The sequence below is a fragment of the Frondihabitans cladoniiphilus genome, from assembly GCF_039544345.1.
Classification (GTDB): Bacteria; Actinomycetota; Actinomycetes; order Actinomycetales; family Microbacteriaceae; genus Frondihabitans; species Frondihabitans cladoniiphilus.
In genome coordinates, this window is record NZ_BAABLM010000003.1 from 67,059 (window position 1) to 82,991 (window position 15,933).

General features: G+C 70.8%; 17 protein-coding genes and 1 riboswitch. Of the genes, 11 read left to right on the forward strand and 6 right to left on the reverse strand.

Going from position 1 to position 15,933, the window contains the following annotated elements; genetic code table 11:
* Window positions 1-33: 33 nt before the first annotated feature.
* Window positions 34-1,314 carry a serine hydroxymethyltransferase gene (gene glyA, locus ABEA39_RS08480; protein ID WP_345375408.1) on the reverse strand — a complete coding sequence of 427 codons (1,281 nt, stop codon included), beginning with the start codon at window positions 1,312-1,314 and terminating at the stop codon, window positions 34-36.
* Window positions 1,315-1,373: 59 nt separating this feature from the next.
* Window positions 1,374-1,457, reverse strand: a riboswitch (ZMP/ZTP riboswitch).
* Window positions 1,458-1,514: 57 nt separating this feature from the next.
* Between glyA and clpS the strand changes: the two genes are divergently transcribed.
* A complete protein-coding gene (gene clpS, locus ABEA39_RS08485) occupies window positions 1,515-1,793 on the forward strand; it encodes an ATP-dependent Clp protease adapter ClpS (protein ID WP_345375904.1) in 279 nt (92 codons plus the stop codon).
* Window positions 1,790-2,266, forward strand: coding sequence for a DUF2017 domain-containing protein (locus tag ABEA39_RS08490; protein WP_345375409.1), 477 nt, complete (start codon window positions 1,790-1,792; stop codon window positions 2,264-2,266). Before clpS ends, ABEA39_RS08490 begins: the two co-directional genes overlap by 4 nt.
* 33 nt (window positions 2,267-2,299) lie before the next feature.
* On the opposite strand, the gene ABEA39_RS08495 is transcribed toward ABEA39_RS08490, so the two are convergent.
* Window positions 2,300-3,619 (reverse strand): MFS transporter, encoded by a 1,320-nt coding sequence (locus tag ABEA39_RS08495; protein WP_345375410.1) that lies wholly within the window; start codon window positions 3,617-3,619, stop codon window positions 2,300-2,302.
* A gap of 94 nt (window positions 3,620-3,713) precedes the next feature.
* Here ABEA39_RS08495 and ABEA39_RS08500 point away from each other — a divergent pair, with 94 nt between their 5' ends.
* Both ABEA39_RS08500 and ABEA39_RS08505 read left to right on the forward strand, forming a co-directional pair.
* Window positions 3,714-4,100: a DUF2256 and DUF3253 domain-containing protein gene (locus ABEA39_RS08500; protein WP_345375411.1), complete on the forward strand. Its 387-nt coding sequence runs from the start codon at window positions 3,714-3,716 to the stop codon at window positions 4,098-4,100.
* Window positions 4,101-4,167: 67 nt separating this feature from the next.
* Window positions 4,168-5,340 (forward strand): hypothetical protein, encoded by a 1,173-nt coding sequence (locus tag ABEA39_RS08505; RefSeq protein ID WP_345375412.1) that lies wholly within the window; start codon window positions 4,168-4,170, stop codon window positions 5,338-5,340.
* A gap of 207 nt (window positions 5,341-5,547) precedes the next feature.
* Here the strand turns inward: ABEA39_RS08505 and ABEA39_RS08510 are convergent, their stop codons facing one another.
* Window positions 5,548-7,035: an MFS transporter gene (locus tag ABEA39_RS08510; protein ID WP_345375413.1), complete on the reverse strand. Its 1,488-nt coding sequence runs from the start codon at window positions 7,033-7,035 to the stop codon at window positions 5,548-5,550.
* Window positions 7,032-7,487: a MarR family winged helix-turn-helix transcriptional regulator gene (locus ABEA39_RS08515; protein ID WP_345375414.1), complete on the reverse strand. Its 456-nt coding sequence runs from the start codon at window positions 7,485-7,487 to the stop codon at window positions 7,032-7,034. The genes ABEA39_RS08510 and ABEA39_RS08515 overlap by 4 nt, the downstream gene beginning before the upstream one ends.
* 69 nt (window positions 7,488-7,556) lie before the next feature.
* Here ABEA39_RS08515 and purU point away from each other — a divergent pair, with 69 nt between their 5' ends.
* The 5 genes from purU (at window position 7,557) to ABEA39_RS08540 (ending at window position 11,498) form a co-directional block, all read left to right on the forward strand.
* Window positions 7,557-8,438 (forward strand): formyltetrahydrofolate deformylase, encoded by an 882-nt coding sequence (gene purU / locus ABEA39_RS08520; protein ID WP_345375415.1) that lies wholly within the window; start codon window positions 7,557-7,559, stop codon window positions 8,436-8,438.
* 25 nt (window positions 8,439-8,463) lie between these two features.
* Entirely contained in the window at window positions 8,464-8,850 is a 387-nt protein-coding gene (locus tag ABEA39_RS08525; RefSeq protein ID WP_345375416.1) for a YrdB family protein, read from the forward strand.
* Window positions 8,847-10,007: an N-acetylglucosamine-6-phosphate deacetylase gene (gene nagA / locus ABEA39_RS08530; RefSeq protein WP_345375417.1), complete on the forward strand. Its 1,161-nt coding sequence runs from the start codon at window positions 8,847-8,849 to the stop codon at window positions 10,005-10,007. The genes ABEA39_RS08525 and nagA overlap by 4 nt, the downstream gene beginning before the upstream one ends.
* Window positions 10,008-10,115: 108 nt before the next feature.
* A complete protein-coding gene (locus tag ABEA39_RS08535; RefSeq protein ID WP_345375418.1) occupies window positions 10,116-10,436 on the forward strand; it encodes a hypothetical protein in 321 nt (106 codons plus the stop codon).
* A gap of 84 nt (window positions 10,437-10,520) precedes the next feature.
* The gene (locus tag ABEA39_RS08540) at window positions 10,521-11,498 is read left to right on the forward strand and encodes an NAD-dependent epimerase/dehydratase family protein (RefSeq protein WP_345375419.1); all 978 of its coding nucleotides are present in this window, start codon (window positions 10,521-10,523) and stop codon (window positions 11,496-11,498) included.
* Here the strand turns inward: ABEA39_RS08540 and ABEA39_RS08545 are convergent.
* Complete coding sequence (locus ABEA39_RS08545) at window positions 11,477-12,232, reverse strand: gamma-glutamyl-gamma-aminobutyrate hydrolase family protein (RefSeq protein WP_345375420.1); 756 nt, start codon at window positions 12,230-12,232, stop codon at window positions 11,477-11,479. The genes ABEA39_RS08540 and ABEA39_RS08545 overlap by 22 nt on opposite strands.
* A gap of 76 nt (window positions 12,233-12,308) precedes the next feature.
* On the opposite strand from ABEA39_RS08545, the gene ABEA39_RS08550 reads away from it, so the two are divergent.
* Together ABEA39_RS08550 and ABEA39_RS08555 are read left to right on the forward strand one after the other, a co-directional pair.
* On the forward strand, window positions 12,309-12,548 hold the full coding sequence (locus tag ABEA39_RS08550; RefSeq protein WP_345375421.1) for a hypothetical protein: 240 nt from the start codon (window positions 12,309-12,311) through the stop codon (window positions 12,546-12,548).
* Window positions 12,549-12,707: 159 nt separating this feature from the next.
* Window positions 12,708-14,318: an Ig-like domain-containing protein gene (locus ABEA39_RS08555; RefSeq protein WP_345375422.1), complete on the forward strand. Its 1,611-nt coding sequence runs from the start codon at window positions 12,708-12,710 to the stop codon at window positions 14,316-14,318.
* 322 nt (window positions 14,319-14,640) lie between these two features.
* On the opposite strand, the gene ABEA39_RS08560 is transcribed toward ABEA39_RS08555, so the two are convergent.
* The gene (locus tag ABEA39_RS08560; RefSeq protein ID WP_345375423.1) at window positions 14,641-15,915 is read right to left on the reverse strand and encodes an alanine racemase; all 1,275 of its coding nucleotides are present in this window, start codon (window positions 15,913-15,915) and stop codon (window positions 14,641-14,643) included.
* Between the last annotated feature and the right edge of the window lie 18 nt (window positions 15,916-15,933).

Below are 15,933 nucleotides of genomic sequence, written 5' to 3' on the forward strand. Positions count from 1 at the left end.
GACGGACAACGGCGTCGGAGGGGGAGACCGAGCTCACGCGTACAGCGGGAACGCGTCGGTCAGCACCTTGACCCGGGCGGCCAGCGCCGCCAGGTCGGGGTTCGGCAGCAGCGCGCTCGCGATGATGTCGGCGACCTCGGTGAACTCCTCGTCGTCGAAGCCGCGAGTGGCGAGCGCCGGGGTGCCGATGCGGACGCCGGAGGTGGTCATCGGGGGGCGAGGGTCCCATGGCACGGAGTTGCGGTTGACGGTGATGCCGACCTCGTGGAGGAGGTTCTCTGCCTGCTTGCCGTCGACCTCGCTGGCGCGGAGGTCGACGAGCACGAGGTGCACGTCCGTGCCGCCGGTGAGCACGTCGATGCCCGCCGCCTTGGCGTCGGCCTGCATGAGACGGTCGGCGAGGAGCTTCGCGCCGCGGATGGTGCGCTCCTGGCGGTCCTTGAACTCGGGGGTCGCGGCGAGCTTGAACGCGGTCGCCTTGGCGGCGATCACGTGCATGAGCGGGCCGCCCTGCTGACCCGGGAAGACGGCGGAGTTGAGCTTCTTGAACAGCGACTCGTCGTTGGAGAGGATCACGCCGGAACGAGGGCCCGCGAGGGTCTTGTGCACGGTGGAGGAGACGACGTGCGCGTGCGGCACGGGCGACGGGTGCAGGCCCGCGGCGACGAGTCCGGCGAAGTGCGCCATGTCGACCCAGAGGTACGCGCCGACCTCGTCGGCGATGGCGCGGAAGGCCGCGAAGTCGAGCTGACGCGGGTAGGCGGACCAGCCGGCGATGATGACCTTGGGCTTGTGCTCGAGCGCCTGGGCCCGCACGGTGTCCATGTCGATCAGGTAGGTCTCGGGGTCGACCTCATAGGCGACGGCGTTGTAGAGCTTGCCGGAGAAGTTGAGCTTCATGCCGTGGGTGAGGTGGCCGCCGTGCGAGAGCTCGAGACCCAAGATCGTGTCGCCCGGCGTGGCGATCGCGGCCAGGACGGCGGCGTTGGCCTGCGCGCCCGAGTGCGGCTGGACGTTGGCGAAGTCGGCCTGGAAGAGCGACTTGGCACGCTCGATGGCGAGGTTCTCGGCGATGTCGACGAACTCGCAGCCACCGTAGTAGCGGCGGCCCGGGTAGCCCTCGGCGTACTTGTTGGTGAGCACCGAGCCCTGCGACTCGAGGACGGCGCGCGGAACGAAGTTCTCGCTGGCGATCATCTCGAGGTAGTCGCGCTGGCGGCCGAGCTCCTGCTCGAGGACCGCCGCGATCTCCGGGTCGACCTCGGAGAGCGGGGAGTTGAAGGTGGAGGGCTGGCGATCTGTGGACGTAGTCATGGCGACACTTTCTCTACACGGTCGGTCTTCGAGGGCGGAACGAGACGCGCTGTTCCGTTAGTCGTGGCCCAGGCGTACGGCCACCAACCGTGCAAGTCGCTCCCCGGTGGTTGACCACCCGAACGCCAGTCGCGACCCCTGGAGCATAACAAGAGGGGGCGGCGGCTCTCAAGGAACCGTGACACCCTGGACACGTGAGCATGACCCTCGACGAGACCGACACGAGGCTGTCGGTCGCACCCGACGTCCCGTGGGTGACCCTGGTCTGGGACGACCCGGTCAACCTGATGTCGTACGTCTCCTACGTCTTCAAGACCTACTTCAACTACCCGGCCGACGAGGCCGAACGCCTGATGCTGCAGGTGCACACCAAGGGCCGTGCGGTCGTGGCGACCGGAGGCCGCGAGCGCATGGAGATGCACGTCGAGGCGCTCCACGGCTACGGCCTCTGGGCGACGGTGCAGAAGGCCGACGAATGATCAACCCGTTCAGCCCCTTCCCGAAGCGGAAGGACGGCATCCACGTCTCCCTCGGCGCACCGGAGCGGAGCATCCTCACCGATCTCCTCCAGCAGTTGATCACGCTGATCCAGGGCGGCGACACGTCCGACGCGGCCATGACCCGGCTCTTCCCGGCGGCGTACGCCGACGACGAGGAGGCGAGCGCGGAGTTCCGGCGGCTCACCGGCGACGACCTCGCCCAGGGCAAGGTCGAGAACGCCAAGGCGGTGCTGCGCACGCTCGGCAAAGACCGGAAGGTGCCGCTCGACACCTCCGAGGAGCAGGCCTGGCTGCGCACGCTGACCGATCTGCGGTTGACGCTGGCCTCACGGCTCGGGGTCACGCCCGACGGCACGATCCCGGCGAAGGACGCCGCCACCCGCGTGAGCGAGAACGTCTACGACTGGCTGGGGTTCCTGCAGGAGTCGCTGGTGCGGACGCTGGTCCGCTAGACGCTAGACGCTGGTCCGCTAGACGCTGGTCCGCTAGACGCCCGACGTCCGCCGCCGCAGCTGCGTCGCCCGATGCCGCCGCAGCAGCACCCGGTCGAGCACCACCGTCACGACGAGCATCACGACGGCGATGACGATGTACAGCACCGGCAACCGGTCGATGCCGACGCCCGAAAGCACGAGCCCACCGATCAGCGCGCCGAGACCGATGCCGCCGTTGAACGACGCCGTGTAGAACGAGCTCGCCAGGTCGCGGATCCGGGCCGGGGCGACCTCGAGAAGCCGCGTCTGCAGCAGGGGCGGAAGGGCCCCGAAGCTCACGCCGAGCGCCACGAAGACCACGAACGACGCCACCGCATGCCCCTCGAAGGCGAGCAGCAGCACGACCACGACCACGACGAAGGCCATGGCCAGGGGGATGCTCACCGCCGTCCTCTTGCCGAGCACCGTGCCGACGAGCAGCAGCCCCGCGGCTCCCGCCACCCCGTAGGCGAGCAGTGCGATGCTGAGCTGCCCCGTCGCGATGCCGCTGACCTGTGTGAGGAAGGGGGCGACGTAGGTGTAGAGCGAGTAGTGCCCGACCATGAAGACGCCGGTCACGACGCAGGTGAGGATCACCCCGAGGAGGCTGGGGTCGGGCAGTTCGCGCGGGCGCTTGCCGTTGCGGATCACGGGGATGGACCCGGTGGCCAGCGCTCCGGGGCCGACCGGGGTCGAGCCGCCGGCCGCGTCGCGAGCCTCCTGCTTGAGCGTCGCCGCGTCGGCGGCACCCGAGCCGACGTCGGGCAGCAGACGCCAGACGAGGACGGCGCCGCCCACCATCAGGATCGCGAGGATGCCGAAGGCGAGCCGCCAGCCGACCGCCTGGCCGAGCGCGGTGCCGAGCGGCACACCGAGCACGAACGCCAGGGTGCCGCCGCTGGAGGAGACGGCGAGCGCCTTGCCCACCTGCGAGCGCGGCACGAGGTGGGCCGCGTAGGCCCCGGTGATCGCCCAGAAGACGCCGTGGGCGAGGCCGCCAAGGATCCGCGCGGCGATCATCCAGCCGTAGGTCGGGGCCAGGGCCGTGCCGACGGCGCCGAGGGCGATCACGAGGATCAGCCCGACCAGGAGCCGATGGCGCGGGATGCGCGCGGTCGCCTGGGTGAGGAGCGTCGAGGTGAAGACGACGGTGAACGCGAACACGGTGACGAGCAGCCCGACGGACGATTCGCTGACATGAAGGTCGCGGCCCATCTCGGGCAGGAGGCCTGTCGGCAGCATCTCGCCGGAGATGGAGAAAAAGGAGGCGACGGCGAGGGCGAGCAGACCTCCCCAGGGGAAACGGGCGGTCGTGGGGAGGGAGGAGGTCATTCTCGAATCCGTGCATCTGATGCGCGCCTCGTGCACGCCCGGGGCCGGACCGATCCATCCCGCCGACTCAAGGCTAGCGGCGTAGAACGGTCGAATGAAGACGACACCTGCCGAGAAGACGTGTCGATCCTGCGGACGACGGATCGAGTATCGGGCGAAGTGGGCGAAGAACTGGGACGAGGTCGCCTACTGCAGCGACGCATGCCGCCGCCAGAAGGTGTCGCGGTCCGACGAGGCGTTGGAAGCGAGCATCCTCGCGCTGCTGGCCTCTCGTGCGGCGACGTCGACGATCTGCCCCTCCGATGCCGCCCGGGACGTCTACCAGGGCGACGACGAGGGCTGGCGCGACCTGATGGAGCCTGCCCGGCGGGCGGCCCGACGCTTGGTGGCACGGGGCGAGGTGGACATCACGCAGGGCGGCTCGGTGGTGGACCCGTCGACGGCGAAGGGGCCGATCCGGATCCGACGGCACCGGGCGTAGCGGCCGCGGCGTCGGTCACGGCGAGCGCGGCAGCGGACGATCGAGTCGTCACGACTAGGTTGGTCGGGTGCGACGAGCCCTGACCTCCCGGCCGTGGGTCGCGGTGCTCGCGATCTACGTCGGGTCGCGCATCCTCTCGTCCGCTCTTCTCGAGGGCCTGTTCGCTCTCGCGACCGCACGCCACTGGCCCTTCGCCAGCCATCGCTCCCACCCGTCGTTCTTCACCTTTTCGGGCTCGTGGGACGCCTCGTTCTACAAGACCATCGCCGAGCACGGGTATCCGACGACGCTGCCGACCGATGCGGCGGGGCACGTGGTGCCGAATCCGTGGGCGTTCCTGCCGGTGTTCCCCGGGATCGTGCGGTTCGTCACCGCCGTGACCGGGCTCGGGTTCTACCCGGCCGGCGTACTCGTGGCGACGGTGTTCGGGGCGGGCGCCGCGCTGATGCTGCATCGCCTGCTCGTGCTGCGCGTGCCCGAGCGGCAGTCGCTGTTCGCCGTCGTGCTGTTCTGCGTCGGGCCGATGGGGTTCGTACTCCAGGTCGCCTACGCCGAGAGCGCCTTCGTGTTCTTCCTGTTCTCCGCGCTCTGGTGCCTGCTGTCCCGGCGGTACTGGCTGCTGATCCCGTTCGCGGTGGCGGCCGCTTTCACGCGGCCGGGCATCCTGGCGCTCGCGCTGGCCCTGGGGGTCCACTTCGTCCTGCGCTTCGCCGCGTGGCGTCGCACCGGGTCCGTCTTCCCCTGGCGGGAGCGGGTGGCGATCGTCGTCGCCGCTCTCGTGACGGCCGCCGCCGGCCTGGCCTGGCCGCTCGTCGCCGCCGCCTTCACCGGCGAGGCGAACGCCTACCTCGACACCGAGCTGTCGTGGTGGGTCGGCTTCGTCGGCCGGCGCCACTTCGCCCCGCTCACCCCGTGGTTCGCGATGGCCGGCACGTATCTCGGCTGGGCCGGGATCGTTCTGGTCGTCGTCGTGCTGGCCGCGGGTGCGTGGTGGCTGACGAGAAGGTCGACGAGGATGCTCGGACCCGACCTCACCGCGTTCGTCGCGTCGTACTGGCTCTACCTCGTCGCGGTGTTCCTGCCGCAGCAGAGCCTGGTGCGGCTGATGCTGCCCGTCGCGCCCCTCCTCGGCTCGCCGGTGTTCTCGCGCACGCGGCGCCGTCGGGGGCTCCTCGTGGCGGCGGCGGTCGTGCTGCAGGGCGTCGCCGTCGTGTTCCTCTGGTTCCTCGGGTACCCGTAGCCCCGGCCCCGACCCGCCGCGGGGCGCCGCACGGGGCGCCGGGGCGGAGCGCCGCACCGGCGCCGCCAGTCCGTCGCCGCGCCTCGGAAGCGGCGAGGGCTCTAGTCCGCGGCGCGGTTCTGTGCCGCACGCGAGGGTCTGTGCCGCACGGAAGGGTCCGTGCCGCACGCCCGCAGCCCGAGTCACCAACCTGATGGCTCACTACACCTACGGGGTGGTCACGGCCTCGGGCTCGTCCAGCTGCTCGGCCTCGGACTCGGCCGACGCCGCGCCCGACGCCCCCGCCGAACGGCTCGCGCGCTTCAGCTTCCGGTCGAAGATCGTGAGCACCGACAGGACCACCGCGATACCGAGGATCACGAAGGCCAGCAGGTGCAGATCCGCGGTCGTCGGCGCCTTGCCGTAGACGACGCCGATCAGGCTGGTGGACGCGATGGCGCCGATGTAGATGCTCGTCCGAGAGAGGCCGGCGGCCGACCCCATGCCCGACGGAGGCACCTGCCGATAGAGCGCCGCCTGGTTCGACACCGAGGCGAGCCCCTGCGGGACCGTGAAGAAGATCGCGACGATGACGAACATCCAGACCGGCGACCCCGAGGTGAGCGCCAGCAGGATGGCCCCGCCACCCAGGGGGATGACCGCCGCCGCGATGAGCGGCAGCCGCACGCCGGCCTTCCGGGCGAACCAGAACGAGGCCACTCCGGCGAGGATCGCGCCGGGCAACTGCACGAGTCCGGCGGTCTGGCTGGAGAGGTGCGCGACCTCCTGGGTCCACTGCGAGAAGCCGTAGGTCATCGTGTACGCGATGCCGTAGAGGAGGAACAGCCGGAGGTAGGTGCGGGTCAGCGGACCGTTGGTGGCGAGCATCCGCACGTCGATGAACGGCGCGACCGCGCGGCGTTCCCAGACGATCAGGCCGACGAGCGCCAGGACCGTGACGATGAGGAGCGGCCAGAGGCCCTGCGACAGGTCGAGCAGGAAGACCAGCAGGCTTCCGATCGTGATCGCGAACAGCCCCAGGCCGAGCGGGTCGATGGCCTGCGACACCGGCAGCTTGGCCTCACGGACGGGTCGGATGCGGTCGGACGGCATCCAGAGGGCGGCGAGGATCAGACCGGCCCCGGCGAGCGGCACGTTCACCAGGAAGATCGAGTGCCAGCCGAAGGCGCCGATCAGCACGCCGGCGAGCGGCGGCCCGGCAGCCGCGGACACGAGGGACGAGATCGAGAGGCCGCCGAGCACGAGCGGCGGCGTCGGGGTGTTCAGACGGTCGGACTGGTTGCGGATCGCACTCATCGCCGCCGGATAGGCCGACGACGTGCCGATGCCGATTAGTACGCGGGAGAGGATCGCCGCCCCGAACGACGGGAACAGATCGGGCAGCAGCCCCGCGATGATCACGATGACCATGCCCATCAGGAAGATCTTCTTCGGACCGAACCGGTCGGCCAGCTTGCCCATCGTCGGCTGGGCGATGGCGCTCGCGAGATAGAGCGACGACACGAGCCACATGGCCTGGTCGCTGCCGATGCCCAGGTCTTTCTGGATGGGCGCGAGGGCGACCGCGATCATCGTCGTGTTGATCGGGTTGAGCAGTGGCCCGAACAGGATCGGGATGACGAACTTGGGGCCGAAGCCGCGCTCTCCCGAGGTCGCGGTCGGACGCGTGGTCGATCCCGTGGTGGCGGCGCTCACGAGCCCACCACCGTGTCGATCAGACGCAGGGCACGGTCGACGCAGGCGAGCTCGTCGGCGTCGAGACGCTGGTCGAGACGGGAGGCGAGGATGCTCGTGCGCCGCTCGTGCGCAAGGGCCCGGGTTCGGCGACCCGCCGCCGTCAGCGCGATCAGGCTCTTGCGGGCGTCGTCGGGGTCCGGTGTCTTCTCCACCAGCCCGAGCTCTTCGAGCCCACCGACCGTGAGGCGCATCGACTGGGGTCGGACCCCTTCGACCCGCGCCAGCTCGGCGGTGCTCTGTGCGCCGCCGCGCGTGAGGTGGCCCATGACGGCCTCTTGCGAGAGCGTCAGGTTGTGCGGCTCGTCGAAGGCGTCGGCGGAGTCGTCGGCCCGGCGCAGGGTCCGTCGGACCCGCCCGGTGAGCAGGATGAGGTGGTCGGCGAGCTCGCTGCTCGTCACGGTGGTCGGCATGGTTCGACAGTATGCCTGGCAAGTCAAACTTGCAAGTTTACCTGTCTATCTACGTCGCGCCGCGTGCCCATGACTCGACCCACTAGATTGAGGCGGGTGACCGCCGAGACCCACTGGACCCTGACGCTCGTCTGCGAAGACCGCCCCGGAATCGTCCACGCCATCAGCGGCGCCGTGGTCGACGCCGGCGGCAACATCACCGAGTCGGCGCAGTTCTCGAGTCATGACACGGGCACCTTCTTCATGCGGCTCCAGGTCGTCTCCGAGGCCGACCGCGGCGCGTTCGAAGCGGCGCTGGCCCCGGTCGTGGCCCGCTACGGCATGACCTGGAAGCTCGACGTGGTCGGTCGGCCGCTGCGCACGCTCGTCCTCGCCAGCAAGGCCGCGCACTGCGTGAACGACCTCCTGTTCCGACAGCGCGCCGGTCAGCTCCCGGTCGAGATCCCCCTGATCCTGGCGAATCACCCGGACCTCGAGGGGCTGGCCGAGTTCTACGGGGTCCCGTTCGAGCACCGGGCCGTCGTCGGCGCCGATCTGAAGGCCGCCTTCGAGCGGCGGATCCTGGAAGTGGTCGAGCAGGAGGACATCGAGCTGGTCGTCCTCGCCCGCTACATGCAGATCCTCTCCCCCGAACTCTGCGCGGCCCTCGGCGGGCGCGCCATCAACATCCACCACTCGTTCCTGCCCGGGTTCAAGGGGGCGAACCCCTACCGCCAGGCGCACGCTCGCGGGGTCAAGCTCATCGGCGCGACGGCGCACTTCGTCACGAGCGACCTCGACGAGGGGCCGATCATCGAGCAGAACGTCGTCCGGGTCGACCACACCCGCAGCGCGAACGACCTCGTGGCCATCGGCCAGGACGAGGAGTCGCGCACCCTCACGCAGGCGGTCCGCTGGTTCGCCGAAGACCGGGTGCTGCTCGACGGCGCCCGCACGATCGTGTTCCGTTGAGGCCCCGGGCGTAAGAGAGCGGACCATGTACGACACCCCGAAACGCCGCCCGGGTCGCCCCGGCCGCGGCGGCCGAGGCCCGCTCGGGGTGAACGCGGTGCTGCGGTTCGTGCTCGAGCTCTTCGCGTTCTTCAGCCTCGGCTGGTGGGGGTATTTCGCCTGGCCCTTCCCGTTCCCCGGCCTCTTCTTCTGCATCGGGCTGCCGGTCTTCGCCATCGTCGTCTGGGGCCTGTTCCGGGCACCGAAGGCCGTGATCCAGAACGACCCCGTGGGCAAGGCCATCGTCGAGATCGCGGTGATGGGGGCGGCGGTCTACACCTGGTTCAGCCTGGGCTACCCCCTCGTCAGCGCCGTCTTCGGCCTCCTCGCCCTGGGCAGCGGCATCCTCAACTTCCGGCGGGAGAACGCATGACCACGCTCATCACGGGTGCGACCAAGGTCGACGCCCGAGGCGTGACGAGCGACTTCTGGATGCTCGTCGACGGCCCCGTGATCACGGCCACCGGCACCGGGTCGGCCGGGGCGCCCACTTCCGCCGACGTCTCCGAGACGGTCGACGCCCAGGGCGCCTTCCTCACGCCGGGTCTGATCGACCTGCACGCGCACGGCGGCGGCGGCCATGCCTTCGACGACGGCACGGCCGAGATCGAAGCCGCTCTCCGCACCCACCGGGCGCACGGCACCACGCGCAGCCTGATCAGCCTCGTCGCCAACCCCCTCGCCCTCCTGCACCGCTCCCTCGACGGCATCGCCGACCTCGCCGAGTCCGACCCGCTCGTGCTCGGGGCGCACCTCGAGGGCCCGTTCCTCTCCCCCGACAACCGAGGCGCCCACCACCCCGACCACCTCGCCGTCCCGGACGCAGCCACGGTCGCAGGGCTGCTGACGGCGGCCCGCGGTCACCTGCGCGTCGTCACGATGGCCCCCGAGCTCCCCCACGCCCTCGACGCCGTCGGCACGTTCCGCGAGGCCGGGGTCGTGGTCGGGGTGGGACACACGCAGGCGGATCACGACCTCGCCCGAGCGGCCTTCGAGCGGGGGGCGACGCTGCTGACGCACGCGTTCAACGCGATGCCGGGCATCCACCATCGCGCCCCGGGGCCGGTCGTGGCTGCGATCGAGGACGAGCGCGTGGTGCTCGAGCTGATCCTCGACGGCGTGCACGTGCATCCCGCCGTCGTGGCGCTGGCCTTCTCGGGTGCGCCCGATCGCATCGCCCTGGTGACCGATGCCATGGCCGCTGCGGGGGCGCCGGACGGCGACTATCAACTCGGTGCGCTGGACGTCACCGTCGTCGGGGGTCGGGCGGTCCTGACCGGCACGGAGACGATCGCGGGCTCGACGCTGACGCAGGACGTCGCCCTTCGGCTCGCAGTGTCGGAGGCCCGACTGTCGCCGCGGGACGCCGTCACAGCGCTGACGCGGACTCCCGCCCGGGTGCTCGGTCTCGACGACCGGATGGGGACGGTCGCCCCGGGGCACGTCGCCGACCTGGTGCTCTGGGATTCCGACTGGCGGGTGCAGCGGGTGTGGGCGGACGGCGCCGTGCTGAGCACGCTGACCCCTTAATCGGCCGACTCGCGCATTCCGTTAGGGACCCTTCTTCGAGGGTTCCCCCTTGGGGGGCGACCCGGACTGGGTGTGGCACGGGTCCGCACCCCGGGCGAGCATTGACCCATGCCTCACGACCCCGCACTCCACCTCCCCCTGGGGCCGACGACGACCATCGCCCGATTCCTCGGCGAGGCACACGACGACGAACCCGGCTGGAACACCAAGACGGGTCGCGTCCGTGGCACCGTCATCTCTCTGGAACCCGCCGACGGCGCGATCCTGTTCGGCGTCGACGACGGCACCGGTCTGCTCACCGTGACCTCCCGGCACGCCCACGAGATCGTCGCCCCGAAGATCGACGCCCTCATCGAGGCCGACGTCGTCCTGACCCCGGACGGCCACATCGACGCCACCGTGCTCCGCCGCTCGCCCGACTGGGACTGACGCCACCCGGTCCGACGAGCCCGACCCCACTGGCTCCGTTCGTGAAGGTGCCCCGAGCGGCATGCGTCGTGCCATGATCGGGGGATGACAGCGAAGTCACTCCTGGTGGTCGGCGGCACCGGCCAGATCAGTGCGGCCTGCGTGCGCGAGGCGGTCCGCCAGGGCATCGCCGTCACGGTCGTCAACCGCGGCAGCACCCACCTCCGCAGTCTCCCCGACGGGGTCGAGCAGCTCCGCGCGGACGTCCTCGACGAGACGGCCATGACGAGCCTCCTCGACGGCCGTCGCTTCGACAGCGTGGCCGACTTCCTGACCTTCACCCCCGACCAGGCCGCGGTCGCCATCCGCCTCTATGGGCGCCGCACCGACCAGTACGTCTTCATCAGTTCGGCGTCGGCCTACCAGAAGCCGCCGTCGCGACTCCCGATCTCGGAGGCGTCGGCCCTCTTCAACCCGTTCTCGCAGTACGCGCGCGACAAGATCGCCTGCGAGCGACTCCTGCGCGACGAGCACGCGCGCGGGCGGATCCGGGTGAGCGTCGTCCGCCCGTCGCACACCTACGACCGCACCCACGTGCCGTTGCTCGGCGGCTGGACGGTCATCGACCGGATCCGGCGCGGCCGGCCGATCGTGCTCCACGGCGACGGCACCTCCCCCTGGGCCATGACGCACTCCGACGACTTCGCCCGCGCCTTCGTGCCCCTCCTCGGCTGCGAGGCGGCGATCGGCGAGGCGTTCAACATCATGTCTCCCGAGCTCCTGACCTGGAACACGATCGCCATCGACCTCGCCGACGCGGCCGGGGTCGAGCCGCACATCGTGCACCGCACCACGCACGAGATCGTCGAGCTCGTCCCCGAGTGGGACGCCGACCTCCGCGGCGACCGGAGCAACGCGGCCGTGTTCGACACGACGAAGATCCGCACGCTCGTGCCGAGCTGGGAACCGTGCATCCCCTTCGCCGAGGGGGCCCGACAGATCGTCCACTGGTTCGACGCCGACGCGTCGAGACGAGTCGTGGACCACCAGGTGGATGCACGTTACGAGTTGCTGACCGCCTGATCGACTCGGGACGCCCGGCGTCCGACCTCGCCGGCGAGCGCCCGGAACGGCCCGTTCGCCACGGCGTCGCTGCTGCCGGGGGCCTCGGGATGCCACTGCACGGCGACGACCCACCGCTCGGGGTCCTCGAAGGCCTCGACCAGTCCGTCGTCGGCGATCGCCGTGGCGACGAGGCCGGCACCGAGCGTTCTCACGGCCTGGTGGTGGGCCGACGCGACCCGGAGCGCCGGGGTCGGGACTGCGCCCGTTTCGTCGTGGCAGGCGGCCACCCGCGACCCGGGGGTCACCGCGACCTCGTGCCAGACGAAGTCCTCCGTGGCCGACGTGTGCGGGACGTGCGACGCCGCGAGATCCTCGTGCAGAGTGCCGCCGTAGACCACGTTGAGCACCTGTGCGCCGCGGCAGATCGCGAGGACCGGCACACCGGCGTCGACCGCTCGCCGCCCCAGAGAGAGGTCGAGGGCGTCCTGCTCGGCGTTCACGTCGTAGACCGGGGCGCTCGGGTCACCGCCGTAGAGGGTCGGGTCGACGTCGCCGCCGCCCGGGAGCACGACTGCGGAGAAGCGAGACAGGTCGAGGTCTGCGTCGGTGACGATCTCGGGTGTGAGCCCGGCGGACCGCACGAGGGCCACGACGTCGTCGAAGATCCGGTTCGCGACGCCGATGCGAGGGTCGGTTCCGTCGTCGAGGGAGAGTCGCGCCGGAACGGCGACCGGAAGGATGCTCGGGGTCACGCGAGGATCGTAGCAAGAGGGGTGTCCCCCCAAGGTCCGACTGTGCATCCCCCGCTCAGCACGTAGCGTCGGTCGTATGAACGATTCCAGGCGCCGTATCGGCGAACGCGTGGCCATCACCTCCGGCCTCGTCGGCGGCGCTCTGCTCGTGATCGCCTTCACCCTGATGCTGACCCCGGCACCCATCCTGCTGTCGGCGGTGGCCTTGCCGATCGGATTCGTCGGTCTGGTCTTCGGGATCGTGTTGGCCCTGTACCTGCGCCGCGGCGTGGCGGCCGACTCCTGGCCCCGGTCGGGGCGGAAGGCACAGCGCTAGCGGGGTACGCGCACGGGGTACGTACCCGGGGGACGCCTCGGGGGACGACAGGTTCGTCGCAGGCCGGAGACGGATGTGCCCCGGAGGGGGGACAAATCGATCTCCTTTTGGATAACCTGTGTCGACCCTTCCCCCGCTCGACACCCGAAAGTCGTCTCCTTGCGCCTGATCACACGCTCCAAGAAGTCCCTCGCCCTCCTCGCTCTAACCCCGCTCGTCGCAGCCGCAGCTCTGACGCTCGGCGTCGCTCTGCCGTCTCAGGCGGCTCCGGCCGACCTGACGATCACTGGCGTCTCCGTCAATCCGGGCGATCCGGTGCAGGGGTCGCAGGTGACCACCGACGTCACCCTCCAGGTGCCGTCGACGGCGAAGTCGGGCGACACCGCCACGCTCACGTTGAGCAGCCACCTGCGGAACATCCCGGGCGACTTCACGGTCTACGACAACGCCACCCCGACGCCCAACGCGATCGCGACCGTCCACATCGACAAGAGCCAGACGCCCGCGCTCGTCACATTCACGCTGCTGCCCTACGTCGACACCCACACCGATGTGCACGGCGACGCCTTCATCAAGTCCGACTTCGACTACACGACGACCCCGACCGGCGTCGGGACCCCGTTCACCTCCGTCACCGGCGACGGTCGCTCGTTCACGACGATCGTGACCCCGACCGGCGGCCCGCTCGCCCCGGGCGACTCCGACGCCTACGGCACGTTCGCCGACGCCGACAACGGCCGGACGAACCCGGCCGGGTTCCTCGTCTACACCGCCGACACCGCGCTGAACCCCGCCGACGGCTCGACGACGCAGGTGACCCTGAACCAGAACACGACCGGGGCCCTCAGCCCGACCGACGTCGGGACCAGCGCGTGCCCCGCCTCGACCGCCGGCTTCACCTTCGAGAGCGGCTCGCTCGACTCGAACGACAACCTCGCCTCGTTCCAGCCGGTCACCCCCCTGTCGGCCAGCTGCCTCAACGGCGTGCTGACAGTCGCCTGGCCGAACGTGCCCGCCGGGACCACGCCGCCGATCAAGTACCGCGTCGTCGCACCCGTCGACCGCGTGGTCGTGCCCGGCGACACGGCCACCCCGCTCTCGTTCTTCGCGACCAGCGTCTTCACGAACGGCACCGGCGGCCCCACCGCCTCGAGCCCCATCGTCAACACCCAGTCGAGCGCCGGCGGCCAGCTGCTGGGCACCATCCCGACCTCGCTGTCCATCGCCAAGGGCGACACCGCGGGCAACGCGGCCGACACCGACGCCACCGCGGCCGCCATCCCGAGCAGCGGTTCGATCGGCCTCGTCTACACGGTGACCAACACGGGCCTGCAGCCCGTCACCGGTGTCTCGGTCTCCGACCAGGTCGTGGCCAACGGAACCGTCTCGGGCCTCGCCTGCGACTTCTCCGCCTTCACCGGCACCGCGACGGCCACGACCTTCGCGGGATCGATCCCGGTCGGTGCCTCCTTCACCTGCACGGCGCAGCTCACCGGCGTCTCCGCGACCGGTGCCCACCACCACGACGTCGCCACCGTCACGGCTACCGGTGTGACCGAGGCGGACGCTGCCACGGCCAGCAACGACTACTACGCTGTCGCCGCCGTTGCGGCCCCGGTCCCGGCCGCCGCGGCCCCGGCCGCTCCGGCTGCCGCCGAGCTGGCTTTCACTGGCTCGAACCCGACGGTGCCGCTCGGCATCGCAGCACTCCTGCTGGCGTTCGGGGCGGGCATCCTCGTCATCGGTCGCCGTCGGCACGTCGAGCGCTGATCCGGGCGCGGCCGGCGGGCCGGCCGCGCCCGGGCACGGCTGATGGCACGGCGCCGCGGGGTCGGGCTCCGGGCTTCGTCTCGGCGGGGCCGTACCCGCCCGTGAGGTGGATGCTTCGGGGCACCTGCTGCGGGCGAGGGTTTGTGCCGCACGCTCCGCATCAGCGCCACTCATTCGCCGCCAGACCCTCCCAAGCGGCGAAAACTCTAGTCCGCGGCGCGGATCCTGCGCCGCACGCGAGGGTCTGCGCCGCCGCACGCCAGCGTCCGTACCGCCCCGCGCCGCCCGAATCTCACCAACCCGACGTCACGGCCGAGTACAGCTAGAACCTCGTGGCCACCACGCCGTCCACGACGGGAAGTCCCGACACCAGGTCGGACTCGCTGAAGGCTGCGATCTCCGACCAGCGGTCGAGGGTCGTGCAGGGGTGCGAGATGCCGAGCCGGACGAGATCGCCGACCTCGAGCGGGCTCGGCTCCGGGACACGGACGAACGCGTGCTGGTCGTTGAGCCCCGTGAACACGGCGCCCTCCGTCGCTCCGTCGACGCGGTGGAAGCCGCCGTCGATCCGCCGGTGGACCTCGAGCAGCACCGGGAAGCCCTCGTCGTCGGAGGTGTCGCGTCGACCGATGTTGAGGAGTGCGAGCCCCGGCTCGGGGCGGGACAGGACGCTCGCCCAGAGAGTCAGGGCGGGCTCGAACCGCACCCCCTCGGGCACCCGGGCCGACTCGGCGCCGAACGGCGTCACCCGGTCGTAGTGACCGTGGTCATGTGTCACGTACGAGCCGGAGCGGAGGACGACACGCGTGCGGACTCCGCGGACCCCCTCGGGATCGTGACGGAACGAAAGGGCCTCGACGACCCGGTCGAAGTAGGTGCTGCCGCCCGCGGTGATGACGACGTCGCCGCCGAGGGCCAGCCACTCGGCGAACGAGTCGCCGTCGAGCAGGTCGCGGAACTCGATCAGCGTGGCGAGGTAGTCGTCGACCCTCTGCAGACTCGCGCCGTCGATGTCGTGGCTGAGAGCGGCCTCGTAGCCGGCGACCCCCGCGAGGACGAGATGATCCGCGTCGCGCACCGCCCGGGCGACGTCGAGTCCGGCCTCGATGGTGCGGACACCCGTCCGCGCTCCGGTCGCACCGACCTCGACCAGGACCGGCAGCTTGCGGCTCGCGCCGGCGACCCCGAGCGCCCCGTCCACGATCCGGACCGCCTCGACCGAGTCGACCCACATCACCACGTCGCAGCCCGGCTCGACGAGACCGCGCAGCGCGTCGGGGGCGAACGTCGTCCCGGCGAGGATGACCCGCTCGATGCCGGCCTCGCGCGCGATGGCCGCTTGGTAGGGAGTGGCCACCGTGATGCCCCAGGCTCCTGCGGCGATCTGCTGTCTCCAGATCTCGGGCGCCATCGTCGTCTTCCCGTGCGGAGCCAGGTCGACGCCCGCCCGCCGACACCAGGCGGCCATCGCCTCGACGTTGTGGTCGAGCGCCCGGCGATCGACGGCGAGAAGCGGCGTCGGCAGATCGCCGAGGGGCACGGGCCAGGGACGGCCGATGAAGGCGACCTTGGAGAACACGGTGGTCGTGGGACTCATGACGGGGCACTCCTGCCT

Excerpts from the sequence above, each read along its gene's own strand:
- glyA (WP_345375408.1), bottom strand. The coding sequence starts at position 1,314 with ATGACTACGTCCACAGATCGCCAGCCCTCCACCTTCAACTCCCCGCTC.
- clpS (WP_345375904.1), top strand. The coding sequence starts at position 1,515 with ATGACCCTCGACGAGACCGACACGAGGCTGTCGGTCGCACCCGACGTC.
- ABEA39_RS08490 (WP_345375409.1), top strand. The coding sequence starts at position 1,790 with ATGATCAACCCGTTCAGCCCCTTCCCGAAGCGGAAGGACGGCATCCAC.
- ABEA39_RS08495 (WP_345375410.1), bottom strand. The coding sequence starts at position 3,619 with ATGACCTCCTCCCTCCCCACGACCGCCCGTTTCCCCTGGGGAGGTCTG.
- ABEA39_RS08500 (WP_345375411.1), top strand. The coding sequence starts at position 3,714 with ATGAAGACGACACCTGCCGAGAAGACGTGTCGATCCTGCGGACGACGG.
- ABEA39_RS08515 (WP_345375414.1), bottom strand. The coding sequence starts at position 7,487 with ATGCCGACCACCGTGACGAGCAGCGAGCTCGCCGACCACCTCATCCTG.
- purU (WP_345375415.1), top strand. The coding sequence starts at position 7,557 with ATGACTCGACCCACTAGATTGAGGCGGGTGACCGCCGAGACCCACTGG.
- ABEA39_RS08525 (WP_345375416.1), top strand. The coding sequence starts at position 8,464 with ATGTACGACACCCCGAAACGCCGCCCGGGTCGCCCCGGCCGCGGCGGC.
- nagA (WP_345375417.1), top strand. The coding sequence starts at position 8,847 with ATGACCACGCTCATCACGGGTGCGACCAAGGTCGACGCCCGAGGCGTG.
- ABEA39_RS08535 (WP_345375418.1), top strand. The coding sequence starts at position 10,116 with ATGCCTCACGACCCCGCACTCCACCTCCCCCTGGGGCCGACGACGACC.
- ABEA39_RS08540 (WP_345375419.1), top strand. The coding sequence starts at position 10,521 with ATGACAGCGAAGTCACTCCTGGTGGTCGGCGGCACCGGCCAGATCAGT.
- ABEA39_RS08550 (WP_345375421.1), top strand. The coding sequence starts at position 12,309 with ATGAACGATTCCAGGCGCCGTATCGGCGAACGCGTGGCCATCACCTCC.
- ABEA39_RS08560 (WP_345375423.1), bottom strand. The coding sequence starts at position 15,915 with ATGAGTCCCACGACCACCGTGTTCTCCAAGGTCGCCTTCATCGGCCGT.